Genomic DNA, 25,761 nt, shown 5'->3' on the forward strand with positions numbered 1-25,761 from the left:
ACGCGAAGACCTTGTCAGGATCTGTCAGGCTGTCGTACCGCCGAATGCCGAAAAACCCCGGCACCTGGCCGGGGTTTCGGGAACGGGCGGAATCAGACGAAGATGCCGCGCTGGGCGAGCCACGCCTTCGGGTCGACGTCGCGACCGCCGGGCAGCTGCACCTCGAAGTGCAGGTGCGGGCCGGTGGACTGGCCGCGGTTGCCGATGGTGGCGATCTGGTCGCCCGCCTTCACCTGCGCGCCGAGGCGGGTGAGGATCTTGTCCATGTGGCCGTAGGTGGTGATGGTGCCGTCCGCGTGCTGGACGCGCACCCACAGGCCGAAGCCGCTGGCCGGACCGGCGTCGATGACCACGCCCGCCGCGGCGGCCCGGATCGGGGTGCCGATGGCGTTGGCGATGTCGATGCCGCGGTGGCTGCCGCCCCAGCGGGCGCCGAAGCCGGACGTGAGCCTGCCCTCGGCGGGCTTGGCGAAGGCTCCGCGCACGGAGCTCTTCTTGTCCTCGGCGGCCTTGCGGACGTCCTCGGCGGCCTTCACGGCCTTCTTGGCGGCCTCCTCGGCCGCGGTGCGCGCCTGGTTCTCGGCGGCGGAGCGCTCGTCCTGCGCCCGCAGGCCCAGGCTCAGCTTGGTGAGCTCCGCGGAGGGGTCGCTCTGCGCCAGGTTCGGCAGCATCTCCACTGCCTTGGGCGGCGCGGCGTAGCGGGCCTTGAAGAGGTTGGCCTCGGCCGCGGAGGAATCGGTGCTGCCCGCGGCGGATGCTCCCTGGTAACCGATGACGATCAGGGCGCCCGCCGCGACCGCTGCGACCGCCGCTTTACCGGCGGGAGCGGGCTTGGTTCCGGAGGGGCGGCGGACCCGCTTGGGGCCGGCGATCCTGCCTGCGCGTTGTAAAGCTTCTTCCAGAGCCGGGGAGGTTGCCCCACCCGGAGAACGATGTCGAGCCACTACCAGCCCTTTCACTCACGTCGGGGAGTCCGGACAGGACGCCCGGCGGGGGATCCGGGTGACACCGGCTGGGCCGCCGCTGTCGTGTCCGTGCTGCTGTTCGGACCGTGATGTGCAGCGGCGAAGCTAACGGGGGGTTACCAGTAGGGGCAACCCTCACCCGCCTGGCGGGTGAGCTATCCCACAAACAACTACGTTTAGTTAACGCAACCTTGAGCTGGTCCGCAGCTCGCCGACCGCGGACCTGGACACTCGACCACATGCGCCGAATCCGGAAAGTCACCACGCAGATGGCGGCGGTCATTGCTGCGAACGCGCGCTTGACCGCGCCGCGCGCGGCACGGTAACCCGGAACCGGCAACCGGTTCCGTGGTTCGACACGGCGATGGCGCCGCCGAGCGCCTTGATCAATCCCTGCGCGATCGGCAGCCCGAGACCGGCCCCCGACTCCCCCGGCGTCCGCGCGGAACCACCCCGGAAAGCGACGTCGAACACGCGCTCAAGGTCCTCCGCCGGGATGCCGCCGCATTCGTCATCAACCGTCACCCAGGCGTGGCTGTCGGTCACACCCGCGCGAACCGTGACCGTCCCGCCCCTAGGGGTGTGCCGGAGCGCGTTGTCGAGCAGGTTCCGCAGTGCTCGGCCGAGCTCACGCTCCCCGCCGAGCACCACCGGCCACTCCGTCACCTCCACGCGCACAGAAGAGGAGCCGACCGCGTCCTCTACAACGTCGCGCAGCGGCACCGGCTCGCGTCGAGGCCGCACTTCGCCCGCGTTGATCCGAGACAGCTCGAAGAGGTCGTCGACCATCCCGGACAGGCGGTCGGTCTCGCCGCGAACGCGGAGGGCGTACTCGCGCGCCTCCGCGGGATCGGACACGACCCCGTCCGCGAGGGCCTCGGTCATGACCCGGATGCCCGCGAGCGGAGTGCGCAGGTCGTGGCTGATCCAGGAGACGAGTTCGCGGCGGGCGCGTTCGGCCTCGCGCTCCCACACGCTGTGCCTGCTGATCGAGCGGCCGAGGAGCAGCGCCACCGGCACGGTGATCAGCGTGACGAGCCCGCACACCACGAGCGCGGCCTGCGTCTGCTGGGTGTACATGAAGCCGCAGATGCCGATGATCCCGGCCAGCGTGGCGGCGAGCGGGACCAGGACGAGCACCCCCATCGACACGGTCAGCGAGCCGCGCCGCAGGCGGTGCAGTAATACAGTGCCGAGCGCCGCGACCGGCACCGCGCAGGCGAGCCCGATCAGCGCCATCTTCGGCAGGTCGGCGAGCACCGGGCTCACCCTGACGGGTCGTAGCGGTAGCCGACGCCCCACACGGTCGCGATCCGCACCGGGTTCGCCGGGTCGGACTCGACCTTTTCCCGCAGCCGCCGCACGTGCACCGTGACCGTGGACTGGTCGCCGAACTCCCAGCCCCACACCTCCGACAGCAGGTCGGCGCGGCTGAACGCGCGGCCGGGGTGCTCCATGAAGAAGGCGAGCAGGTCGAACTCGCGGCCGGTCAAGGTCAGCTCGCGGCCGTCGCGCTCGGCGCGCCGCGCGGTCAGGTCGAGCCGGAGCGAGCCGTCGCTGAGGCCAGCGGCGGCGGCGACCGGGCGGGGCCCGACCCGCCGCAGCACCGAGGAGACCCGCAGCGCGAGCTCGCGGGCGCTGAACGGCTTGCTGACGTAGTCGTCGGCGCCGAGGGACAGGCCGAGGACGCGGTCCTCCTCGTCACCGCGCGCGGTGAGCATGATGACCGGGACAGCGCTGTGCTCGCGCAGGCGACGGCACACCTCCAGGCCGTCGAGGCCGGGCAGCATGAGGTCGAGCACGACGAGGTCCGGCTCGCGCGCGGCGGCCATGCGCAACGCCTGCTCACCGTCACCTGCCAGCTCCACCTGGTGCCCGGCGAGTTCGAGGTAGCGGCGGACCACGTCGCGCACGGTGAGGTCGTCGTCGACGACCAGCACCCGGCCGGTGACCTCGGCCTTCGGCAGTTCCTCCATCGACGTGGTGTAACAGATCAACGCCGCTCCCTGGAAGTCAGGACACCTGTCTGGCTTCCAGGGAACGGCATGCAGGGGATCTGTGGTCTTACGAAGTGCTTACGGGACTCAGCGCGGCCACGCGCAGTGGATGTGCCCGCTGTGCCCGGCGTTGCCCGGACCGAGCACCTCGGTCGCCCCGTACGCGCGGCACTTGTTCATGAACGCCCGGTAGCTCGGGTGACTGGAGCTGACGCCGCGCCCGTTGATCTGGTCGACGTCGAAGGCCAGCCCCGCGTAGTGCCGGGAGTTGCTGCTGTGGTCGCCGCCGACGATCGTGGTCACCCGGAACTTGTAGCCGGCCGTGCGCATTTTCAGCATGCCGTTGAGCATGCGGGTGGTCAGGGTGACCTTCTTGACTCCGACGTCGCTCCACGGGCTGGTGCTGGCTTTGCGGCCCGCCGCGGCGTCGGCGATGTTCGTGCGCGCGGTAGACGCCGGGTGGTGCCTGCCGCTGACGTGGGAGTTGAGCAGGTTGATGCCCGCGTTGTCCCTGATCTTCTTCGCGGTGTCCGCGCTGGCCAGCTCGGCGTCCGGGGCCGCTTCAGGTGTCGCCGAAGCGGTCCCCGAAGCACCGAGCACGACGGCCATCGCGCAGACTGCGCCACTCAACACAAGTTTTGTTCGCGTCATGCCAGCAGGCTGGCAGCGGACGGTTAAGGCTCGCTTTCGATCCGCCCAACGGCGGCCGCGGTGGCGCCCCGTTGGTCTTCAAGACCCACGAACACCTTCACCGGGGTTCCGCTCAGCTCGAAACGCAGGCGTGGTGCGCCCGGCCGCACGTCCTGTACCTGTTTGCCCACAACGCGTCCAACCGCGTCGACCGCGAACACGTGCACCTTGCCCGGCCCGGTCACCGCCAATCGAACGTCCACAGTGGACTCCTTGGCCGTCGCGCGGAGCACGTGCACCGCGGACCGCGACTTCGCCGAGCCGCCGAGCGGGACGCCGATGCGCACTGACTGCTCGATCGACTGCGGAGAGTCCACGGAGGACAGTGCGATCAGCGGCAGCACCGGCGGCGTGACAGGAGGGCATTCAGAGGACGGCGAAAGCCTGTGCTGATGCTCGACCCCGCAAGCGGGTCTTCGGTCAAGCGTCGCTCGCCCCCATCGGTACGGATCGCCCTGCACACCGCCCCAGGTCGACCAGCCGATGCGGGTCTGCCCGGTCTTGTTCTGCGTGTCCGAGTCGTAGACCAGCACGTTCAGCCCGAGGTTGGCCGGATCGACGGCGGCGGGCAGTGCGGCCAACGGGATCGCGACCTCGACGGTGTAGCCGGACTGCTCGATCTTGCTGGCCACCTTCACGCTCGGCGCTGCACCCTGGTGGTTGTCGGCGTCCCGGAACGCGCACGCGGGCCCCTCCGTCGTCCTGGGGAACACGGCGAGCTTGAACGTGTCGGACGTGTTCTCCGAACGCCCGCGCGGGTCCAGGGTGATCTCCACGGAGTCGGTTCGCCAGTGCCGCTTGCAATCCGAGGCTGGCAGCGTGCTGCCCGGCTTGTCATCGGTGACCTTGACCAGGGCGTAGAGCGTGTCTCCGTGCCAGTTCAGCCGCGCCGTGGCGGAACAGTCCGCTTTGGACTCGCAGTTGTCTCCTTCCCAGCGCGCCGAAACGTCCAGTTCAGGCCCGGAGTACTCGTTCGGACCCGCCGTTCCGTCCACAGTGGGTGGTGCCGCAGCCTTCTCGATCGTGGTCGCCGGGACCAGCTCCAGCGCCTGCTTTGAAGTGCTGGTCGGACCGTTCTGCGGGCGCACGGTGAGGGTGTACGCGTAGTCGCCGCCCTTCATGCCGGTCGGCAGGGCGGGATCGGTGTTGCGAACGGTGAAGCGGACCGTCTTACTCTCCGCGGTGAACGGCTTGCTCGGCGCGTCAGCTGTGAATCCCTTGGGCAGAGCCATGTCGACGGTTCCCGACTGAGCGGTGCCACCGTGGTTGACGATCTGGACGTCGATGTCGCGGGCTCCACCGGAAGGCAGGGTCAGCACCGGTGGCACCATGTCGGCCAGGGCCGGAGTGCCCGCTTTGCGCGCCCACTCCTGGAACTCCGCGACCTGTGGCAGCGCCTGCTGTGCGGCCCGCACCGGCTCCGTCACCTCGACCACCGTCGCTCCGAAACCACGTTTGTCCACACTGGACAGTTCGACCGGTAGCCGGAATCTTCCTACCTCGGCGCCGACCTTGACGGTGAACTCCGCCGTGCCTGGGCGTCCGGCGACGACGGTGCCCAGCTCGCCGCGTCCGGTGACAGTCCAGCCCTGCGGCACCTTCAGCGCGACCTTCGCGTCCGGCAGCACGCGATCCGTGGTCGCCGTGACGCGCACCTTCACGGAGGCGCCGGGCACCACGGCGAAACGGTCCAGCTCCACGGAGAGACCAGTCCGCAGCGGCAGTGCGCCTTGCAGCACCGCACCTTCGAGCATGCTCGCGGTGCCGGGAACGCGGCTGGCCACCTCGGTGAAGTAGTCACATCCGAGCTTGGCCGGATCAGTTGGCACATCAGGGAAACCGGCCCAGCCCTGGCTGATGTACTCGCGTTGTGCCTTGCGCTCAACCTGCGCCCACGTGGTGCCGGTGCCCGGCGCGGGAACACCGCTCCACACGCCGTACTGACCGGCCGGTAGACCGTCCACACAGGACGGACCGAGCTTGCGCTCCCCGGTGGTCCCGGTGATGAAGACCTTCGCGACCGACCACGGCCGCAGTCCTTCCTCGCTGAGCTGCTTGGGATAGGCGCCCGGATCGGCCGCGGCCCGGTATGCCTCGACCGCGAGCCGCGCGGAGTACTGGTGGTTGCCGTGGTTCCCCGGCGTGGGCGCGGGATCCATGGTCACCACGACCTCGGGCCTGGTCTGCCGGATCAGCCGCACCAGGCGACCGAGCGTGTCCTCCTGGCCCCACGCCTGGCGGGTCAGCGGCGAGCTGACCGAGTAGTAGAAGTCGGCCTTGTCCAGGTTGAAGACCTCGGTGATCCCGGCGGCGGCGACCGCGCGCCGCTCCTCGGCCTCCCGGATGCGGCCCAGGTCCGGTCCTTCCTCCGGCCCGGCCGCGTTGCCGCCGCCCTCGCCCCTGGTGATCGTGACGACCCCGGTGCGCACACCGTGCTCGGCCTTCCACCTGCCGAAGGTCGACAGCGCGCCGGACTCGTCATCAGGGTGCGCGCCAACGAAAAGCGCGCCGAGGTCGACGGGGCCGGATTGTTCGGCGGTCACGGGATCGTCCATCCCGAACACCACCGCGGCAGCGGCCGCTAACGGTAACAACGCAGTGATTCGCAAGGCGAACTCACCCCTTCACAGCACCGTCAAGCATTCCTCGAATGAAGTGTCGTTGCAGGAACAGGTAAACCAGCACCACCGGCAGCGCGACGAGCACCGACGCGGCGGCGAGCAGGGGAACGCTGGTCACCGCGCGCCCGGAGAAGAACCGCAGCCCGAGCGGGGCGGTGCGCAGCGCTTCGTCGGTCACCATGACCAACGCGAGCAGGAACTCGTTCCAGGTCCACATGAAGACCATGACGATCAGCGTGACCAGCGCGGGACGGCCCATCGGCAGCAGCACGCGCCACAGCGTCTGCCAGTGCCCCGCGCCGTCGAGCCGGGCCGCCTCCACCACCGACCGCGAGGCCGAGCTGAAGTAGGTGCGCATCCAGAACGCGCCGAACGCGACCGACTGCGCGACCTGAGGCCCGATGAGCGCGAGGTAGGAGTTGGTCAGCCCGAGGTCGCGCAGGTCGAAGTACAGCGGGACGACGATCGCTTCCGCGGGCACCATGATTCCGAGCAGCATCAGGTAGAACAGCGCCTGGTGCCCGCGGAACCGCATGGTGCCGAAGGCGTATCCGGCGAGCACGGACAGCACCACGGAGATGGCCACGACGCTGCCGCTGACGATCGCGCTGGTGCCGAGGTAGCTGCCGAAGTTGCCTTCGTGCCAAGCCTTGGCGAAGTTCTCCCAGTGCACTCCGCCCTGCCCGACGACCTCCGGCCGCAGCGCGGTGAACAGGATCGCCAGCACCGGGTAGAGCGCGTAGGCGGTGAAAACGGCCAACACCGCGTACGTGCCAACGCGTTCCAGTCGGGAAGCCCTCATCAGCGATCCCTCCCGGTGACCTTCGTGATGCCGAAGGTGATCAAAAACGCGAGCGCGGTCAGCGTGATCCCGATGGCCGCGGCGGAGCCGACCTGTCCACTGTGGAACGCGCGGTGGTAGATCTCGTAGGACGGCACGGTCGTCGACCCGCCGGGGCCGCCCTGCGGTGTCATCACGTAAACCAGGTCGAACGTGCGCAGCGCCGCGATGACGGTCAGCGTCAGCGCCACCCCGATCTCGGCGCGCAGCGCGGGCAGCACGACGGTGCGGAACTCCCGGACCACGCCGCCCCCGTCGAGGCGCACGGCGTCGAACAGCTCGCCGGAGATCTTGCCGATACCGCCGAGGAAAAGCACCACCGCGAGGCCGGTCTGCACCCAAGTCCCCACGAGCCCGACCGCGATCAGCGCGGTGCCCGATTCGCCGAGCCACGCGGTGACCAGGCCGTCGAGCCCGACGAGGCGCAGCAGGTCGTTGAGCGCGCCGTCCGGGGCGAAGATCCGCTGCCACGCGATCGCGACGACGACCATCGCCACGACCTGCGGCAGGAACAAGGCCGTCCGGAAGAACGCCATACCGCGAATCCTGGTGCGGGACAACGCGGTCGCGAGCACGAGACCGATGCTCACCGGCAGCACCGCGAAGAACACCAGCAGCACCGCGACGTGCCCGAAGGCGGCGAGGAACCCGACGTCCGCGGCCAGCGCCGCGTAGTTGTCCAGCCCGACGAACGTGCCGACGGTCAACCCGTCCCAGGAGAACAGCGAGATCCATCCGCTGTGCAGCAAGGGGAACAGCAGGAACAGCCCGTAGACCAGCAGCGCCGGGAGGATGTAGAGGTAACCGACGCGCCTCGGCTCAGCGACCGCCACGACCCTTGTCCAGGTCGTCCTGCAACACCGTCAGGAACTGGTCGACGGTGTGCCGCTTGGCCAGCAGCTGTTCGATCGCGCCGGTCACCGTGTCGTAGGCGGTCACCGTCGCGTAGTCCAGGTACGGCACCAGCTGCGTCGAGCGCGAGGCGGTCTGCCACGCGGTGAAAACATCCTTGGTGAGACCGGTCGCCGCCTGCTTGTCAGCCTCGGTCGCGGGCAGGTTCCCGTTGTCCGCCAACACCTTCATCGCATCGGCGTTGCTGATGAAGTCGATGTAGGCGGCCGCGGCGTCCGGGTTCTTGCTGCGCCCGCTGACCGCGAACGGCAGCCCGGTCCCGCCGGTGACCGTCTGGCCGGGAGGCAGCTGGAATCCGACCTTGTCGCCCATGGCCGCCTGGATGTCCGCGGTCAGCCACGTGCCGCTGATGTGGAACAGGCCCTCGCCACGGGCGAACGCCGCCCACGAGTCGTCGGACTTGATGCCCGCGTAGCCCTGCGGGAAGTAGCCGTTGTCCGCCCAGGACAACAACAATCGCGCGGCCTGCTTGTTGGCCTCGGTGTTCCACGAGACGCCGTCGCGGCCGGTGGCGAGCCGCGTCTCCTCCTCCGCCTTGCCGTAGCGGTGCATGGCGAGGCTGAACAGGTAGTTGCCGCTGCTCTTCTCCAGGTTGCCGAACTGGATCGGCAGCTCGCCCGCGCGCTTGGCCGCGGCCAGCGCCTTGTCGAAGTCCTCCCAGGTCGTCGGCGGCTGGATGCCGAGCCTGGCGAGCTTCTCCTTGTTGTAGAACAGGCCGACCAGCTCACCGGTCTGCGGGACGCCGTAGAGCTTGCCCTCACCGAGCACCGCGCCGCTGTCCGGGTACTTCGCCAGCCGCAGCACGGACTCGGGCATGCGCTCGGTCCACTTGTGCGCCGTCGCGTAGCCGTCGAGTGGTTGCAGCAGACCGGCTTTCACGAACGAGCCCATGTCCTGCTTGCCGTTGTTGACCTGCACCACATCGGGTGCCTCGGCACCGGTCAGGCCGAGCTTCACGGTGCTGCGCAGGTCGTCGAAGGACCGGGCGACGCGCTTGATCGTGATGTTGGGGTACTTGCGCTGGAAGGCGTCGTTCAGCGCGGAGATCTGCTTCTCCTGGCCACCGCGGACCTCCTGGTCCCAGACGGTCAGCGTCACCTTGCCCATGGTGGCCGGATCGGTGCGCACCTCCCCGGCCGGACGATCGGTGGGCCGTTCGCCCACCGAACCCGACCCCGGGGCGCACGCCCCCAGCGTCACAGCTATCAGAGACAGAACCGCCAGGCGCGAGAGCACAGGGAACTCCTCCTCTAGGGATTACCGCGCAGTCCGATGGTGGGGCTGGCCCTGCGCACGGTGGCGCACCCGTGGCTGGGCAGCAGGTCGTCGAGGAAGTGGTAGCCGCGCAGGCAGTCGTCGGGGCGGCAGCTCAGCGCCCGCCACCACATGGCGATGTCGCACCAGCCCGGCGCCGACAGCGACCCGCCGAAGTGCTGCACGGACAACGCCGCGCAGAGGTTGGCGAAGTGCACCCGGTCGGCCAGCGGCCACCCGGCCAGCGTGCCGAACACGAAGCCCGCGCCGAAGACGTCGCCCGCGCCGGTCGGGTCGAGCGCGTTCACGTTGAGCCCGACGACCTCGGCCTCCTCGCCGGTGCGCGAGTCCACCGCGACCGCGCCGTCCCCGCCGCGGGTCACCACGACGACCGGGACGATCTCGGCGAGGGCGCGCGCCGCCGCCTTCGGGTCCTCGGTGCGGGTGTAGCGGGTGGCCTCGACGGAGTTGGGCAGGAACACGTCGTAGCCGTCGAGCAGTTCGCGCAGCATCGACGGCGCCCACTTCTCGCTCGGGTCCCAGCCGACGTCGGCGAACAGCAGCGAACCGTCCTGCTTGGCCTGCTTGACCCAGTTGTCGCTGTGCAGGTCCACGTGCACGAAGCAGGCCCGCGTCCGCGGCGGCGGGCTGAGCAGCTCGTCCGCGCCGGTCGGTGCGGGGTGCCCGTGGGTGACCATGCTGCGGTCCTTGTTGACCGCCATGGAAACCGTCAGCGGTGAGTGCCAGCCGTAGAAGCGGCGGGAGTGCGCGAGGTCGACCTTCTCCTGGTTGGCCAGCACGTCCCAGCAGAAGTCGCCGTAGACGTCCTCGCCGAAGGCGGCGGCCAGCCCGGTGTTGAGCTGGAGCCTGCTCAGCGCGACCGCGAGGTTGGCGATCCCGCCGGGGCTGGAGCCCAGGCCGCTCGACCAGATCTCCGTTCCCGTCCTGGGCAGGTGCGGCAGGCCGGTGAAGATGATGTCGAGGAACACCGTGCCGGAGAGCAGCACGTCCAGGGCCGGGGGTTCACCGGGGAACTTCGCGCCCGCGCCGAGGTCCACCTCGATCTCGACGTGATCATGATCGTGGCGCTCGTCGTGTGGGCCATGGGGCGGCTGATGATCCACCGACACTCCTCCCCTGCGAATTCGTGGAGTCTGCACCTGCGTGCAGATATGTGACAAGACATGAGCATGCCATTTGACGTGGACTGGACATACCACGCCAAATGATCACCGTCGTGCGCACTTTTGACTGATAGTGTTCGGATCGTGCTCCCTCAGCGGCGACACTCGGAGATCCTGCGCTGCCTGTCGCGGGACGGTTCGGCCACCGTCACCACCCTCGCGGAGCTGCTCGACGCCAGCCCGGCCACCATCCGCCGCGACCTGATCTGCCTGGAGCGCGACGGCGTGCTGACCAGGGTGCACGGCGGCGCGATGATCAGCCCGGACGCCGAGCCGCCCTTCGACTACGCCGCGGGCGAGGACCTGGCGGACAAGGACGCCGTCGCCAAGGCGGCCGCGGCCCTGGTCACCGACGGCGAGGTGCTGCTGCTGGACATCGGCACCACCACCCACCGCCTCGCCGCGCACCTGCACGGACGGGCGGTCACCGTCATGACGAGCAACCTCGCCGTCTACGAGGAACTGGCCGGTGACCACGCGGTGCAGCTGATCCTGCTCGGCGGTGTGGTGCGGCGGAACTACCGGTCGATGGTCGGATTCCTGACCGAGGACGCGCTGCGCCAGGTGCGCGCGAACCGTCTGTTCATGGGCACCGCGGGGGTGCGCCCGGACGGCTCCGTCATGGACGACACCGTCGTCGAGGTGCCGCAGAAGCGCGCCATGCTCGCCGCGGCGGACCAGGTGGTGCTGCTCGCCGACTCGGCGAAGTTCCCGGGTGCGGGGCTGGCCAGGATCTGCGGGCCTGACGAGGTGAACGTCCTGGTCACCAACGCCGGGGCGGACGAGCGGACGCTGAGCACGATGGGCGAGGCCGGGGTGGAGGTAGTGCGGGCATGAGACTGGTCGTGCTGGGCGGGGGCGGGTTCCGGGTCCCACTGGTGCATTCGAGCCTGCTGGGCGATCCGGCCCGGCTCGTCGACGAACTGGTGCTCTACGACGTCGATCCCTTGCGGCTCAAGGGAATTTCGGCGGTGCTCGATCGTCAGGCGGCCGCGTTCGACTGGCGGCCCCGGCTGCGGACCACCACCTCGTTGGAGGACGCGGTGCGCGGGGCCGACGTGGTGTTCTCCGCGATCCGGGTCGGCGGGCTGCGCGGGCGCACCCTGGACGAACGGGTGGCGCTCGGCGAAGGGCTGCTCGGCCAGGAGACCGTTGGCGCGGGCGGGATCTGCTACGCGCTGCGGACGATCCCGGTCGCCATGGAGATCGCGTCCACTGTGGACAGACTGGCCCCGGACGCGTGGTTGATCAACTTCACCAATCCGGCGGGCATGGTCACCGAGGCCATGTCGGCCGTGCTCGGCGACCGCGTCGTGGGCATCTGCGACTCCCCCGTCGGCCTGTGCCGCCGCGTGGCCCACGCCCTGGACGTTCCCTTTGACCGCGCGGGATTCGACTACGTCGGCCTGAACCACCTCGGGTGGCTGCGCGCCGTGCGGGTCAACGGCCACGACCGCCTGCCCGCGCTGTTCGACGATCCGGTTGCGCTGACGTCCTTCGAGGAGGGCAAGCTCTTCGGCGCTTCATGGCTGCGGACGCTGCGCGCGATCCCCAACGAGTACCTGCACTACTACTACTTCGCCCGCGAGACCCTGGCCGAGGTCGCTTCCTCGGCCACGACTCGCGGCGAATTCCTTCTCTCCCAACAGGATCAGTTCTACTCGCAGGTGTTGTCGGCACCCGATGCCCTCGCGTTGTGGGAAACCGTGCGCCTGGAGCGCGAGAGCACGTACATGGCCGAGGGTCGCGCCGTCGCCGACGTCGGTGAGCGCGATGCGTGTGACATGGACGGCGGCGGCTACGAGCAGGTCGCGCTCCGGCTGATGGCGTCGATCGGCGGCAACCACCCCGCGTCGCTGATCCTCAACGTGCGCAATCGCGGCGCCGTCCCCGGGCTGCCCTCCGACGCCGTCGTCGAGGTGCCGTGCGTCGTCGACGGCAACGGCCCCCGCCCCATCGCCACCGATCCGTTGCCCGAGCACGCCATCGGCTTGATGCGCCGCGTGAAGTCCTGCGAGCGCGCCGCCATCACCGCAGCGGTCGACCGCAGCCGCGACCACGCCCTGCTGGCCCTCGGCTCGCATCCCTTGGTCGACTCCGTAGCCGCCGCCGAACGCACCCTCGACGCCTACATCACCGCCTTCCCCACCCTCTCCGACCTCAAGCCTTAACCCACGCCGTTGTGCCCTGAACGGGTCGTTGAGGGCGTTAGATTCCCCGAACGACCCGTTCAGGGAATCTAACGCCCCAAACGCGGCGTTGGGTTCGCACGCTCATCCTGCCAACGCCTGCTGCCGCGCGCTCGGAGTACGCCCTGAACGGATCGTTTGGGGCGTTGGGTTCCCCGAACGACCCGTTCAGGGCAAAAACGGCCCCCCGACCGCGCTGGGGTCGGGGGGCCGTGTGCGGAGTCGGGCTAGTCGAACAGTGCGCCGGTGTCGGCCTTGGTGCGGAGCAGCGCGGGCGGGGTGAAGCGGTCCCCGTAGCGCTCCGCCAGCTCCTCGGCACGGGCCAGGAAGCCCTTCGGGCCACCCTCGTAGCCGTTGATGTACTGGAGCACGCCACCGGTCCACGGCGGGAAGCCGATGCCCATGATCGAGCCGATGTTCGCGTCCGGGACCGAGGTGATCACGCCTTCTTCGACGCAGCGCACGGTCTCCAGCGCCTCGATGAACAGCAGGCGCTCCACGAGGTCCTGGAACGGCACGTCCTCGGTGTGCAGCACCGGGAACGCGTCCTTGAGGCCCGCCCACAGACCGGCGCGCTTACCGTCCACATAGGAGTAGAAGCCCGCTCCGGCGGCACGGCCCTCGCGACCGAACTCCTCGACCATGCGGTCGATGACGGTCTCGGCGGGGTGCGAGGTCCAGGTCCCACCGGCGTCGATGACGGCCTGCTTCGCCTCGTTGCGGATCTTGCGCCCCAGGGTCAGCGTCAGCTCGTCCATCAGCTGCAGCACCGGCGCCGGGTAGCCCGCCTGCGAGGAGACCTGCTCGATCGTGGAGGCGCTGTAGCCCTCCGCGAGCATCGCGACACCCTCGTTGAGGAAGGTGCCGATGACCCGGCTGGTGAAGAAGCCCCGGCTGTCGTTGACCACGATCGGCGTCTTGCGGATCTGCCGGACCACGTCCACCGCGCGGGCCAGCGCCTCGTCGGAGGTCTGCTCGCCGACCACGATCTCCACCAGCGGCATCTTGTCCACCGGGGAGAAGAAGTGCAGGCCGACGAAGTCCTTGCGGCGCTTGACGCCCTCGGCCAGGCCGGTGATCGGCAGCGTCGAGGTGTTGGAGGCCAGCAGCGCGTGCGGCGCGACGACGTCCTGGATCTCGCTGAAGACCTTGTGCTTCAACGAGGTGTTCTCGAAGACGGCCTCGATCACCAGGTCGCAGCCGTCGAGGTCGGCGGCGTCGGCGGTGGGCCTGATCCGGGCCAGCACCTCGTCGCGAGCCGCAGGAGTGGACCGTCCACGCGCGACGGCCTTGTCGAGGATCTTCTGCGAGTACGCCTTGCCCTTCTCTGCGCTCTCCGCGGAGACGTCCTTGAGCACGACCTCCATGCCGGACTTGGCGCACACGTAAGCGATTCCGGCGCCCATCATGCCCGCGCCGAGCACCGCGACCTTGGTCGCCTGCCACGCGGGCACGTCCTTCGGCCTGCTGCCGCCGGAGTTGGCGTGCTGGAGGTCGAAGAAGAACGCCTTGATCATGTTCTTCGCCACCTGGCCGGTCGCCAGGTCGACGAAGTAGCGGGTCTCGATCCGCAGCGCGGTGTCGAAGTCGACCTGCGCGCCCTCCACCGCCGCGGCGAGGATGTTGCGCGGCGCCGGCATCGGGGCGCCCTTGAGCTGCTTGCGCAGGTTGGCCGGGAACGCGGGCAGGTTCGCCGCGAACTTCGGGTTGGACGGGGTGCCGCCGGGGATCTTGAAGCCCTTGACGTCCCAGGGCTGCACGGCCTCCGGGTTCGCCTTGATCCACTCGCGGGCCCGCGCCAGCATCTCCTCCGGCGTGGCCACGATCTCGTCGATGAGACCGGCTTCCTTGGCCTCCTGCGCGCGCATCTGCTTGCCCTGCAACAGGACCTTCATCAGCGCGTCGACGATGCCGAGCAGCCGCACGGTGCGCACGACGCCGCCACCACCGGGCAGCAGGCCCAGGGTGACCTCGGGCAGACCGAAGCGCGCCTTGGGGTTGTCCAGCGCGATGCGGTGGTGCGTGGCCAGCGCGATCTCCAGGCCACCGCCGAGCGCGGCGCCGTTGAGCGCGGCCACGACGGGACGGCCCAGCGTCTCCAGCTTGCGCAGCGCGTCCTTCACGCCCTGCGAGGCGTCGAACGCCTGCTGCGCGTTCTCCGGCTGGATGCGGCCGAGGTCCTTGAGGTCGCCGCCCGCGAAGAAGGTCTTCTTGGCGGAGGTCAGGATGACGCCGGTGATGTTCTCGCGCTCGGCGTAGAGCCGCTCGACGGTCTGGGCCATGGAGCGCTGGTAGCGCTCGTTCATGGTGTTGGCCTGCTGCTCCGGGTCGTCGAGGGTGAGGACGACGATGCCGTCCTCGCCTGACTCCCAGCGAATGGTCTCAGTCATTGTCCGTCTCGCTCCCGGGAATTCAGACGCGCTCGATGATCGTGGCGATGCCCATGCCGCCCCCGATGCACAGGGTGGCAAGGCCGTAGCGCGCCTCGCGGCGCTCCAGCTCGTCCAGCAGCGTTCCGGTGATCATCGCACCGGTCGCGCCGAGCGGGTGGCCCATGGCGATCGCGCCGCCGTTGACGTTGACCTTGTCGTGCGAGACGCCCATGTCCTGCATGAAGCGCAGCACCACGGCCGCGAACGCCTCGTTCATCTCGATCAGGTCGATGTCCTCGATGGACAGTCCGGCCTTGGCGAGTGCCTTGCGGGTGGCGGGCGCGGGCCCGGTCAGCATGATCGTCGGGTCGGCGCCGGAGAGCGCGGTGGCCACCACGCGGGCGCGCGGGGTCAGGCCGAGGTCCTTGCCGACCTGCTCGCTGCCGATGAGCACGAGCGCGGCGCCGTCGACGATGCCGGAGGAGTTGGCCGCCGTGTGCACGTGGTCGATCTTCTCGACCCAGTGGTACTTCTGCAGTGCCACCGCGTCGAAGCCGCCCATCTCGCCCATCGCGGCGAAGGAGGGCTTGAGCGCGCTGAGGCTCTGCACGGTGCTGTCGGGGCGGACCTGCTCGTCGCGGTCGAGCACGACGAGGCCGTTGCGGTCGCGCACCGGGATCACCGAGCGGTTGAAGTAGCCGTTGGTCCACGCCTTGCCCGCGCGCACCTGGGACTCCACGGCGTAGGCGTCGACGGCCTCGCGGTCCCAGCCGCCGAGCGTGGCGATCAGGTCCGCGCCGATGCCCTGCGGCACGAATCCCGTGCTGTAGCTGGTTTCCGGGTCCATCGCCCACGCGCCGCCGTCGGAGCCCATCGGCACCCGCGACATCGACTCGACGCCGCCGGCGATGACCAGGTCCTCCCAGCCGGAGCGCACCTTCTGGGCCGCGGTGTTGACCGCTTCGAGGCCGGAGGCGCAGAACCGGTTGAGCTGCACACCGGCGACGGTGTCGGGCAGCCCGGCCGCGAGCGCCGCGGTCTTGGCGATCACCGAACCCTGGTCGCCGACCGGGGAGACGACGCCGAGCACGACGTCCTCGACCCGCTGCGGGTCCAGGTTCGGGTTGCGGCGGCGCAGCTCGTCGATCAGGCCCACCACCAGCGAGATCGGCTTGACCTCGTGCAGCGATCCGGTCTTCTTGCCGCGCCCCCGCGGGGTTCGGATCGCGTCGTAGATAAACGCTTCAGACATATCGGCCGTGCCCTTCAGCCTCGAATCGCTACCGGCGCGTAACAAGCTCACCGCAAGTGTTACACCAGCGCTGTCACATGGGTCAAACTTGTGGCCCCAGCCACAGCGGGTTCGCCGGTCTTCAAGTACACCCAACCCCACCCCCACCGGTCTCAAACAACAGCGAACCCCGGGGTTCCCCACCGTTTCCGGTGATCATCCGCGGGGTTCGCGGTACTTGAAGACCGCGGAAAGTCACGGGAGCAGAGCGGGGCGCGGGGTGGCGGAGCGCCCGAGGCGGGCGATCGCGTCGAGCAGGTGGCGGGACGGAACCGACCAGCGCAGCCGCTTCGGGATCGCCGACAACGCCAGCCGGAACGCCTGGGCCCCAGAGGTCGCGCCCGCCTCCGGGTACGCGGGACGGCCGTAGAGCCGGATCGCCCAGTCCGGCAGCAACGAGTACGACAGGTGCCCGAGCGGCCGATAACCCACCCGCATCGGCAGGCGCAGCCAGGGCGGCATCGGTGGGGCGTGCAGGAACTCGTAGACCAGGTCCGCGTCCGGGGTGCGCCGCAGCTGTGGCTTCATCGCGGAGAAGTAGTCCGCCATCTCCCCCACCGAGCCCGGAACGTCGTCCGCCGACAGGCCGACCAGCTCCGCCGACCGCCGCTGCTCGTGGAAGTACTGGTCCAAGTGCGCTCGGGTGGCAGGGAATCCGGCCCGCACGGTCGCCGACGCGAAGGACGCGACCTCGGCGCAGTGCACCCACAACAGCAGTTCCGGGTCGTCCACCGGGAACTTCTCCCCGGTGTCCTGGTCGCGCCCCTTCAGCGCCTGGTGGATCCGGCGCACGCGCGCCGCCGCCTCGTGCACATCGTCACGCGTGCCATAGGTCGAGAGCCCGACGAAGCTCGCGGTGCGCGACAGTCGGCCGAACGGGTCCTTGAGGAAGATCGAGTTCTGCACGACTCCGGCGACGGCACGGGGATGCAGCGCTTGCAGGTACAGGCTGCACACCCCGCCGAGCCACATCGCCGGGTCGCCGTGCAGGTTCCACGTCACCGAGTTCGGGCCGAACAGGCCGGGATCAACCGCCATGCGCGCCGACGTCCTCCATCCGCAAACGACCCCCACCCGAGGTGCGCACGTCTTCAAGTCCCCCAACCCCGCGCCTGATCACCGCCAACCGCAGCACACCCCGGCGGGGCGTCGACTCGGCCGGAGGTTGGGGGCGGTTTGAGACTTTGGCAGGGGTGGTTGGGGGTACTTGAAGACTGCCCGACCACGGTACGGGACGGGACCGCGGCGTCAGAGGCCCATCGAGCGGCCGACGATCTCCTTCATGATCTCAGTGGTGCCGCCGTAGATCGTCTGCACGCGGGAGTCCAGGTACGCCTTCGCGATCGGGTACTCCATCATGTAGCCGTAGCCGCCGTGCAGCTGCAGGCACCGGTCGACGACCTTCACCTGGAGCTCGGTGGTCCACCACTTCGCCATCGCGGCGTGCTCGACGGTGAGCTGCTCCGAGAGGTGCTCGGTGATGCAGCGGTCGACGAAGACCCGCGCGATCTGCACCTCCGTGGCCATCTCCGCCAGCTCGAACCGGGTGTTCTGGAACTTGCCGATGGGGCGGCCGAAAGCCTTGCGCTCCAAGCAGTACTGCTTCGTCTGCTCCAGGATGTGCTCAGCGGCGGCGACCGCGGCCACGGCGATGGACAGCCGCTCCCGGGGCAGGTTCTGCATGAGGTAGATGAACCCCATTCCCTCCTGCCCCAACAGGTTCGTGGCCGGAACGCGCACGTCGGAGAAGAACAGCTCGGCGGTGTCCTGGGCCTTCAGGCCGATCTTGTCCAGGTTGCGGCCCCGCTCGAAGCCCGGGGTGCCGCGCTCCACCACGAGCAGGCTGATGCCCTGGTGCCCGGCGTCCCGGTCGGTGCGCGCGACCACGATCACCAGGTCCGCGTGGATACCGTTGGAAATGAAGGTCTTCGAGCCGTTGATCACGTACTCGTCGCCGTCGCGCACGGCCGTGGTGGTGATCCCCTGGAGGTCCGAGCCGACCCCGGGCTCGGTCATCGCGATCGCCGCGATCAGCTCACCCGAGCAGAAACCCGGCAGCCACCGGCGTTTCTGCTCATCGGTGCCGAGCTTGAGCAGGTAGGGCGCGATGATGTCGTTGTGCACGGGGAAACCGACACCGCTCGCCCCGACCCGGACCAGCTCTTCGTCCAGGATCGCCTGGTAGCGGTAGTCATCCACGCCACCGCCGCCGAACTCCTCCGGCACGTCCATGCCGAGCAGGCCCTGTGCGCCCGCCTTCGTCCACACCTCGCGGCTGACGATGCCGTCGGCCTCCCACTGCGCGTGGTAGGGCTCGATCTCCTTGGCCACAAAGGTTCTCGCGGCATCGCGGAACGCGTCGTGGTCGGCGGTGAACAACTCACGCCGCATCTCAGTCCTCGTTTCTCTGGTGCGCAGCACCGGAATCGATGAGTTCGTCTACATCGGACAGACCCCACTCGGAGAGCACGGCCCTGGTGTGGCTGCCCGGCGCGGCCGGAACGCCGACCTGGGGAGCCGGAGTGGCGGAGAAGCGCGGCGCGGGCGCGGGTTGCACCACACCGCCCGGCGCCACGAAGACTCCACGAGCCTTGTTGTGCGGGTGTTCCGCGGCCTCGGTCATGCCGAGCACCGGGGAAACGCACGCGTCGGTGCCCTCGAAGACCTTTGCCCACTCGTCGCGGGTGCGGCTCGCGAAGATCTCCGCGATGCGCCGCCGCAGCTCCGGCCAGTTGGCGGGATCGTTGCGATCTGGAAGCCCTTCGGGTGCCAGCAACCGCACGAACTCGGCGTAGAACTGCGGCTCCAGCGCACCAACGGCCATGTGTCCGCCGTCCGCCGTCTCGTACACGTCGTAGAACGGGGCGCCGGTGTCGAGGAGGTTCACGCCGCGCCGGTCCTGCCAGCCACCCGCGGCGACCATCCCGTAGATCAGCGAGCTGAGGTGCGCGGTGCCGTCCACGATCGCGGCGTCCACGACCTGGCCCTGTCCGGTGCGCCCCGCCTGGATCACCGCGGAGAGCACGCCCACCGCGAGGTACATCGCCCCGCCGCCGAAGTCGCCGACGAGGTTCATCGGCACCTGCGGCGGTCCGCCCGCGCGCCCGAACGCGTGCAGCGCACCGGTGATCGCGATGTAGCCGATGTCGTGCCCGGCGGACGCGGCGAGCGGGCCGTCCTGGCCCCACCCCGTCATCCGGCCGTAGACGAGCCGGGGGTTGCGCGCCATGCACGGCTCCGGGCCGATGCCCAGCCGCTCCGCGACGCCCGGCCGGAAGCCCTCGATGAGCACGTCCGCCTTCTCCGCCAAGCGAAGCACGACCTCGGCGCCGCGCTCGTGCTTGAGGTCGACGACCACCTCGCGGCGGCCCCGGCCGAGCACGTCGTTGGCATCCCTCGGCAGCAGGCCGCCGCCACCGGGCCGGTCGACGCGGACGACCTCCGCGCCGAGGTCGGCCAGCAGCATGCCGCAGAACGGCGCGGGCCCGAGCCCCGCCAGCTCGACGACCCTGACTCCGGCAAGCGGACCGGACATGCGCACCGCCTTCGCACAGCAGACAACCTGAACGTGGCTAGTGTTACAGTCCTGGTGTCACATCAGTCAAGGAGAGATGATGACTGAGCCGGATGCCGAGTACACCGTGGACGAGCTGGCCGTACGGGCCGGGGTCACGGTGCGCACCGTGCGCTTCTACGCGGGCCGCTCCCTCCTGCCGCCGCCCAGGTTGCGCGGGCGCGTCGGCCTCTACGGCCCCGTGCACCTGGCCCGGCTGGAGCTGATCCGCGAGCTGCAGGCGCTCGGTTTCACCCTCGCCGCGGTCGAACGGCACCTCCAGCGCATCCCCGACGACGCCTCCGCCGAGGACCTGGCGTTGCAGCGCGCGCTGCTCACCCCGTGGGTGGCCGAGACGCGCGAGGAGGTCGAGCTGCACGAGCTGAGCCGCCGCGCGGGCCGCCAGCTCGACGAGGAGACGATCGAACAGCTGGTCTCCCTCGGCGTGCTGGAACGCACCGACGGCGCCGGGTTCACGTTGCTCAACCCGACGTTGCTGGCCAACGGACTGGAGATCATCGACCTCGGCATGCCGCCGGAAATGCTGCACGCGGCGAAGAAGATCGTCGAGCGGCACGTGGTGGCGATGGCCGCCGAACTCCAGGAACTGTTCGCGGACAACGTTTTGCGCCCCTACGTGGAGCAGGGCCGCCCCGCCGGGGAACGCGAGCGCGTCCGGCAGATCACCGACAAGCTCAAGCCGGTGACGATCCAGGCGTTGGTCAGCGGCTTCGAACGCGCCGTCAACCACACCCTGCGTCGCAAGGTCTCCGGCTCCTAACCGGCGTACCGCGCTCCGGCGCGCTTGCTGTACCAGGTCGTCCACATGAGCGTCGCGGCGATGATGACCGCGGGCATCACCGATGACACGCCGATCGCGACGTCCAGCGGCAGCAGGTAGGCCACCGGGATGCGCAGCGCCGCCTCACCGATCAGCGAGAGCGCCCACACGAGCGTGATCACCGTGAAGATCCGGCGGAATCCCGGCTCCTCGGCGTAGAGGGTGTCCCACCGCCGCATCAGCTCCACCTCACCGGCCCTGATCCGCTTGGCCGCGGTGAAAACCGCTGGCACACCGAACAAGCAGGTGCCGAGCAGGAACAACCCGAGCGCCGCGGTGGTCCCGGACTGGAGCACCAGCAGCATGCGCTCCTCACCGGTCACGAAGGACAGCCCGAGGCCGACACCGAACATCACCAGCATCACCATGGAGATGGCGTCGAAAGACTTGCGCCGCCAAGCCACGTAGCCGAGCCGAGCCCCCGCGACGAGCGTGGCGGCGAGCAACGCGTAGTACTCGGCCAGCCCGAACGCCCGCGCGCCGTAGTAGGCGCCGAGCGGCATCCCGACGTCGAGCAGCAACACCGGCACGATGGACTTCTTCGCTGCGTTGGGCACCTTCGCCTCCCCCTGCTTTCCCTGCACGGCAAGTAAACGCGGCTCACTCAGAGGTGTGCAATCGGCGCGGTCGACACTGCGGTGGCCGGAGCGCGGTGCGAGGGTCGCACCATGTATCGCCGCATGCCACCGCTGTTCCTCCTCGCCGCGCTCCTCACCACGACAGAGGCCACGAAGCCGGTCACCTACCGCGGCTACGAGATCGACGTGCCCGCCTCCTGGGAGGTGATCGACCTGGAGCACTCCCCCGACACGTGCGTCCGCTTCGACAGGCACGCGGTCTACCTCGGACACCCCAAGCCCGACCAGGACTGCCCGGCGCAGGAGACCGGCCGGACCGAGGCGCTCGTGCTGGAGCCGGTGGAGAACGCCAAGCCCACCACGGACATCGTCACCCGGCTGCCGTCCTACGTCGCCAAGCCGACGCAACTGCCGAACGCGCCCGAGTTCGCCATGGTGGTCAGCGCGGCGGGCGTGCTGGTCACCGTGAGCCGCGGCGAGGACAAGGCACCGATCGCCCGCGTCCTGAACAGCGGCCGCATCACCCCGGCCGACTCTCCCCAGAACCCCTGACGACGAGCGTGGCGGGCAGCAGCACCTCCCGGCTCGGCGAGTCGTCCCCGTCGAGCCGGGCGAAGAGCAGCCGCGCCGCCGTCGTCCCGATCTCCACCGGGTCCTGCGCGAGGACGGTCAGCGGCGGGGAGAGCCGGTCCGCGAGCACGATGTCGTCGAAGCCCACCACCGCCGTGCCCTCGCCGCACGCCGCCACCGCCCGCACCGCGCCGATGGTGATCAAGTCGTTCGCCGCGAACAACGCGGTCGGCGGGCGCGCCGAGCCCAGCAGCTCCACGGCGGCCTGCTCCGCCGACGCCGCATCACGCAGACCTTGCCGGACCAGCTCCGGGTCGAACGCCTCGCCCATCGCGTCGCGATAGCCCTGAAGTCGTTGCCGCGCAGTCCAAATCGAGGCGAGGTCGCCGAGGTAACCGATCCGGGAGTGGCCGTGCTCCAGCAGGTGCCGCACTCCGCGCGCCGCCGCGGTGCGGCCGTCGACGAGCACCGCGTCCACCGGCAGCCCGTTGGCGGGCCGGTCCACGAAAACGACCGCGACGCCGGTCAGCGCGTCCCGCCACATCTCCGTGTCGGTCGGCACCGCGATCAGCCCGTCCACGCGGTGCGCGGTGAACGCCGCGACCAGCTCCCGTTCCCGCAGCCGGTCTTCCTTGGCGCTGCCGAAGAGCACCGTGAAGCCGTGCCCGCGGGCCTCTTCCTCGACCGCCCCGGCGAGCGCCGCGTAGAACGGGTTCGCGATGTCGTCCACCAGCAACGCGATCACCATCGACCCGTGGTTGCGCCTGCGCAGCGTGCTGGCGGCGTGGTTGAGCTGGTAGCCGAGGCGGGTGATCGCCTCCCGCACCCGTTCCGCGGTGCTCGGCCGGACCCCGACGGCCCCGTTGATCACGCGGGACACCGTCATCACCCCGACCCCGGCGGCGTCGGCGACGTCCCGCATGGTCGGCCGGGACTTGCTTCGTGCCACGCTGGCTCCCGGTTCATGCACAATCATGAATCACGTCAGCCGGACGCTACCAAGCCCGCGGATCAGCGCCGCGCGGGGAACTGCTCACCGGTGGGCGGCAGGAATCTCCTGCGGTACAGCGCCTCGTAGCGGGCGGAGACCACCGGTCCCGAGGTGATCTCGGTCCGCTGCACGCCCGGGTCGACCGAGGCCAGCCCGGCGGCGGGCGCGGCCAGCAGCGCGGCGCCGACCAGCGTGGGGTCCCCGTTGACCGTGGTGGTCGGCCACGGGTTGACCGCGGCCTTGATCTGCGTCCAGCCGGGCAGCCGTTCCCCGCCGAGCACCGTGACCCGCGCGGGCAGCACGTTGGTGATCGCGGCGATCTCCTCCGACACCCAGCGCGCGTGGAACGCGGTGCCCTCCAGCACGGCGGCGGCCAGGTCGGCGAGGCTGTGCCGCTCGGTCACCCCGCGCAGCGCCAGCCTCCGGTGCGGGCGCGGCTGCGGCGCCGCGCAGCCGTGCAGGTACGGCTCGACCACGACCCCGGTCGGCCGCTCCGTGCTCTCGGCGACCAGGTCGAGGAACCGCTTCACCGCGTCCTTGCCGCCGTCCGGCTCGGCCAGCATCCGGCGCACGAACCACTCGGCCAGCCCGCTGCTGCTGGGCAGCTCGCCGATCATGCACCAGCGCGCGCCGTCCACGTAGCGCCCGGCGCTGGTCCCGGTGGCCACCAGCGCGGACGGGTCGGCGAGCCGGTCGGCGACGGCGATCACCGCCTCGGTCGAGCCCGCCGAGTCGGCCAGCTGGCCCGGTGCCCGCACCCCGGCCGCGTACGCGCCGACGAGGTGGTCGTGCCCGGCGATGACAACGGGCGTGCCCGCGTACAGGCCGGTGCCGACCGCGACGGACTCGGTGACCTGACCGGTGACCTCACCGCGGGCCAGCACCGGGGGCAGCTGGGAGCGGCGCAGTCCGGCGAGCGCCAGCAGGTCGGCGTCGAACTCGCCGTTGCGCACGTCGAAGGCCATCGTGCGCTGGGCGAGGGTGACGTTGGTGCTCAGTTCCCCGGTCAGTGCCAGGGCGACCAGGTCGGCGACGCTGACCCAGCACCGAGTCTTCCGCAGCACCCCGGCCGCGTGCTCGCGCAGCCACAACCACTTCGGCAGCGGGTGCCGCGCGTGCACGGGCAGCCCGGTGGTCGCGGCCAGCGACACCGCGCCGAGTTCCCGGTCCAGCCACGCCGTCTGCGCGGCGGCCCGCCCGTCGGCCCAGGAAAGCATGGGGTGCAACGGTTTCAGGTCCGCGTCGAGCGCGACCCCGGTCTCGGCCATGCTGGCGACGCCGATGGCCTCCGGGGCGGTGCCCGCCACGCTGACGCACTCCGCGAGGCAGTCCAGCACCACCTGGACGATCCGGTCGGCGTCGTAGTGCTGGCCGCCCTGCCCGCGCGGGGTGGGCCGGACCAGCCGCACGACCGGGACCCCGTCCACCCCGAACAGGCCGACCTTGATGTTGCCGCTGCCGACGTCGACCCCGGCGAGCAGGCGACGGGGAGCCGCCGCGCTGCTCATCCCGCGAACGCGCTGACGAGCCTGCGCAGCGCGTCGTCCTCGCCGACCGAGCCCGGCACCACCACGAAAGGCCGGTTCTCCAGCAGCCACAGGGGAACCCCGGGCATCAGCTGCCCGGCGACGGTGGCCGTCCGGGCCCGGAACCCGTCGGTGGCCACCCGGGAGGAGGTGATCCCGCCCTTGACGATCACGCTGTCCACGGTCGGTGCCACCACCGCGACGATCTCGGCGATCGAGTCCAGCAGCATCGCGGGCGTGTCCTGCCCGGTGTGCGCGGAGCGCTCCGTGCTGAGCACCGCGACCCCGTGCTCGGCCAGTTCGGCGGAGATCCGCGCGGTCAGCTCGCCCACCATGTCCGGGCAGCCGCCGATCGCGGCCGCCGTGGACATCTCGATCCTCCGGTTCGCGAGTTCGCCGAGCGCGGCGACCTGCCGGGTGCTGGTCTCGGTGACCGAACCGCACACCACCAGCAGCCTGCCCCGCCCCTTGAGCTTGGACTCGTCGATGGTCCGGGAGCGCAGGCAGGCGCGCACCGTCGCGAAGGAGACACCGGAGCGGACGACGACGGACTTGCCGGAGCGCTCGGCGGCGATCAGGCCCGCGGAGATCGTCTCCAGGTCGGAGTACTCGGTGGCGTCCGGCACGACGACCTCGTGCGGCCCCGCGTCGAAGAGCGCGTCCCGCACCGCGGTGGGACCGGCCTCGCGCAGCGCGTCCAGGCTGACCGTGCGGGCCTTCCACCGGCCCTGGGTGACCTCGTCGACCCAGTCGGCGATGGCGTGGCTGCGGTAGCCGAACACGCGGTCGCGGGCGAACTCGGTCTCGGCGGCGGGCACCGCCTGACCGTCCACGCTGATGTGGTGCACGCCGTCCCTGGTGAACCGGCCGCGCTCCAGGAACGCCGGGACGAACAGCCCCGAGGTGTTCTGCGAGACGGCTTCCATCTCCGGGAAGACGTGCCCGCGCAGCGCGGAGTCTCCGCGTAACAGGAAGGCGATCTCCTGGCCCGCGGCCTTCGCGGCCGTCCTGGCCTGCTCCGCGATCCCCGACACCATGGCGGCGGCGGTGGACCGGGGCAGTCCCCGGGTGTTGGACAACGCGAACACGGCCTTGCGGTGGCCGCGCAGGAACGCGTCGAAGGCGGCGGTGTCCGGGCGCAGGACGACGTCGATGTCGGAAGCCGTATGGGTTCCGGTGGGGTCGTCGTCGATGATGACGACCCTGCGGTGGTCGTCGGCGGCGGCGAACACCTCATGGGTGGCAGCAGTCAAGACCGGTCCTGCCGATGAGCGGTGAGCGGTGTGATGCAGGGCACTGCCGAACCTCTCGCATCGGGGCCTGGGCTGTCAACAATCTGACGACCCTTCGGGAATATTCGGGTGCATCGGTGGAGAACCACCGAAG

22 protein-coding genes are annotated in these 25,761 nt (G+C 70.1%); 4 read left to right on the top strand and 18 right to left on the bottom strand.

The genetic code is table 11. The annotated features are described in order from the left end of the window. Positions 1-92: 92 nt before the first annotated feature. The 9 genes from NLX83_RS20070 to NLX83_RS20110 all read right to left on the bottom strand — a co-directional run bounded on the left by NLX83_RS20070 (position 93) and on the right by NLX83_RS20110 (position 10,404). Positions 93-944 carry a M23 family metallopeptidase gene (locus NLX83_RS20070; protein WP_254236610.1) on the bottom strand — a complete coding sequence of 284 codons (852 nt, stop codon included), beginning with the start codon at positions 942-944 and terminating at the stop codon, positions 93-95. 300 nt (positions 945-1,244) lie between these two features. Beyond that, positions 1,245-2,204, bottom strand: coding sequence for a sensor histidine kinase (locus NLX83_RS20075; RefSeq protein WP_254236947.1), 960 nt, complete (start codon positions 2,202-2,204; stop codon positions 1,245-1,247). Between the two features lie 26 nt (positions 2,205-2,230). Then, on the bottom strand, positions 2,231-2,941 hold the full coding sequence (locus tag NLX83_RS20080) for a response regulator transcription factor (protein ID WP_254236948.1): 711 nt from the start codon (positions 2,939-2,941) through the stop codon (positions 2,231-2,233). Between the two features lie 108 nt (positions 2,942-3,049). Next, positions 3,050-3,613 (bottom strand): carboxypeptidase, encoded by a 564-nt coding sequence (locus tag NLX83_RS20085; RefSeq protein WP_254236611.1) that lies wholly within the window; start codon positions 3,611-3,613, stop codon positions 3,050-3,052. Between the two features lie 23 nt (positions 3,614-3,636). Further along, positions 3,637-6,207 carry a sugar-binding protein gene (locus tag NLX83_RS20090; RefSeq protein ID WP_254236612.1) on the bottom strand — a complete coding sequence of 857 codons (2,571 nt, stop codon included), beginning with the start codon at positions 6,205-6,207 and terminating at the stop codon, positions 3,637-3,639. 61 nt (positions 6,208-6,268) lie between these two features. Continuing rightward, on the bottom strand, positions 6,269-7,075 hold the full coding sequence (locus NLX83_RS20095) for a carbohydrate ABC transporter permease (RefSeq protein WP_254236613.1): 807 nt from the start codon (positions 7,073-7,075) through the stop codon (positions 6,269-6,271). After that, positions 7,075-7,947 (bottom strand): carbohydrate ABC transporter permease, encoded by an 873-nt coding sequence (locus NLX83_RS20100; RefSeq protein ID WP_254236614.1) that lies wholly within the window; start codon positions 7,945-7,947, stop codon positions 7,075-7,077. Before NLX83_RS20100 ends, NLX83_RS20095 begins: the two co-directional genes overlap by 1 nt. Continuing rightward, positions 7,934-9,190 carry an extracellular solute-binding protein gene (locus tag NLX83_RS20105; RefSeq protein WP_254236615.1) on the bottom strand — a complete coding sequence of 419 codons (1,257 nt, stop codon included), beginning with the start codon at positions 9,188-9,190 and terminating at the stop codon, positions 7,934-7,936. The genes NLX83_RS20100 and NLX83_RS20105 overlap by 14 nt, the downstream gene beginning before the upstream one ends. 86 nt (positions 9,191-9,276) lie before the next feature. Then, positions 9,277-10,404: a carbohydrate kinase family protein gene (locus NLX83_RS20110; RefSeq protein WP_308209341.1), complete on the bottom strand. Its 1,128-nt coding sequence runs from the start codon at positions 10,402-10,404 to the stop codon at positions 9,277-9,279. 144 nt (positions 10,405-10,548) lie between these two features. On the opposite strand from NLX83_RS20110, the gene NLX83_RS20115 reads away from it, so the two are divergent. Both NLX83_RS20115 and NLX83_RS20120 read left to right on the top strand, forming a co-directional pair. Then, positions 10,549-11,301, top strand: a complete 753-nt coding sequence (locus tag NLX83_RS20115; RefSeq protein ID WP_254236616.1) for a DeoR/GlpR family DNA-binding transcription regulator — start codon at positions 10,549-10,551, stop codon at positions 11,299-11,301. Beyond that, complete coding sequence (locus NLX83_RS20120) at positions 11,298-12,635, top strand: 6-phospho-beta-glucosidase (protein ID WP_254236617.1); 1,338 nt, start codon at positions 11,298-11,300, stop codon at positions 12,633-12,635. Before NLX83_RS20115 ends, NLX83_RS20120 begins: the two co-directional genes overlap by 4 nt. Positions 12,636-12,880: 245 nt before the next feature. Here the strand turns inward: NLX83_RS20120 and NLX83_RS20125 are convergent, their stop codons facing one another. The 5 genes from NLX83_RS20125 to NLX83_RS20145 form a co-directional block, all read right to left on the bottom strand. Continuing rightward, on the bottom strand, positions 12,881-15,043 hold the full coding sequence (locus tag NLX83_RS20125; RefSeq protein WP_254236618.1) for a 3-hydroxyacyl-CoA dehydrogenase NAD-binding domain-containing protein: 2,163 nt from the start codon (positions 15,041-15,043) through the stop codon (positions 12,881-12,883). Positions 15,044-15,065: 22 nt separating this feature from the next. Continuing rightward, positions 15,066-16,277 carry an acetyl-CoA C-acetyltransferase gene (locus NLX83_RS20130; RefSeq protein WP_254236619.1) on the bottom strand — a complete coding sequence of 404 codons (1,212 nt, stop codon included), beginning with the start codon at positions 16,275-16,277 and terminating at the stop codon, positions 15,066-15,068. Between the two features lie 234 nt (positions 16,278-16,511). Continuing rightward, positions 16,512-17,354, bottom strand: coding sequence for an oxygenase MpaB family protein (locus NLX83_RS20135; protein WP_254236620.1), 843 nt, complete (start codon positions 17,352-17,354; stop codon positions 16,512-16,514). Positions 17,355-17,564: 210 nt separating this feature from the next. After that, on the bottom strand, positions 17,565-18,707 hold the full coding sequence (locus NLX83_RS20140) for an acyl-CoA dehydrogenase family protein (RefSeq protein ID WP_254236621.1): 1,143 nt from the start codon (positions 18,705-18,707) through the stop codon (positions 17,565-17,567). 1 nt (position 18,708) lies between these two features. Beyond that, on the bottom strand, positions 18,709-19,851 hold the full coding sequence (locus NLX83_RS20145; protein ID WP_254236622.1) for a CaiB/BaiF CoA transferase family protein: 1,143 nt from the start codon (positions 19,849-19,851) through the stop codon (positions 18,709-18,711). A 79-nt stretch (positions 19,852-19,930) separates the two neighbouring features. On the opposite strand from NLX83_RS20145, the gene NLX83_RS20150 reads away from it, so the two are divergent. Further along, complete coding sequence (locus NLX83_RS20150; protein ID WP_254236623.1) at positions 19,931-20,650, top strand: MerR family transcriptional regulator; 720 nt, start codon at positions 19,931-19,933, stop codon at positions 20,648-20,650. On the opposite strand, the gene NLX83_RS20155 is transcribed toward NLX83_RS20150, so the two are convergent. Beyond that, positions 20,647-21,267, bottom strand: a complete 621-nt coding sequence (locus NLX83_RS20155; RefSeq protein ID WP_254236624.1) for a VC0807 family protein — start codon at positions 21,265-21,267, stop codon at positions 20,647-20,649. The genes NLX83_RS20150 and NLX83_RS20155 overlap by 4 nt on opposite strands. A 111-nt stretch (positions 21,268-21,378) precedes the next feature. On the opposite strand from NLX83_RS20155, the gene NLX83_RS20160 reads away from it, so the two are divergent. Beyond that, positions 21,379-21,840, top strand: coding sequence for a hypothetical protein (locus NLX83_RS20160; protein ID WP_254236625.1), 462 nt, complete (start codon positions 21,379-21,381; stop codon positions 21,838-21,840). On the opposite strand, the gene NLX83_RS20165 is transcribed toward NLX83_RS20160, so the two are convergent. The 3 genes from NLX83_RS20165 to NLX83_RS20175 form a co-directional block, all read right to left on the bottom strand. Then, positions 21,809-22,807, bottom strand: coding sequence for a LacI family DNA-binding transcriptional regulator (locus tag NLX83_RS20165; RefSeq protein WP_254236626.1), 999 nt, complete (start codon positions 22,805-22,807; stop codon positions 21,809-21,811). The two genes, NLX83_RS20160 and NLX83_RS20165, sit on opposite strands and share 32 nt — an antisense overlap. A 62-nt stretch (positions 22,808-22,869) precedes the next feature. After that, complete coding sequence (locus tag NLX83_RS20170; RefSeq protein WP_254236627.1) at positions 22,870-24,357, bottom strand: FGGY-family carbohydrate kinase; 1,488 nt, start codon at positions 24,355-24,357, stop codon at positions 22,870-22,872. Continuing rightward, positions 24,354-25,628 carry a four-carbon acid sugar kinase family protein gene (locus tag NLX83_RS20175; RefSeq protein ID WP_254236628.1) on the bottom strand — a complete coding sequence of 425 codons (1,275 nt, stop codon included), beginning with the start codon at positions 25,626-25,628 and terminating at the stop codon, positions 24,354-24,356. Before NLX83_RS20175 ends, NLX83_RS20170 begins: the two co-directional genes overlap by 4 nt. Between the last annotated feature and the right edge of the window lie 133 nt (positions 25,629-25,761).

It is taken from the genome of Allokutzneria sp. A3M-2-11 16 (genome assembly GCF_024213555.1).
Classification (GTDB): domain Bacteria; phylum Actinomycetota; class Actinomycetes; order Mycobacteriales; family Pseudonocardiaceae; genus Allokutzneria.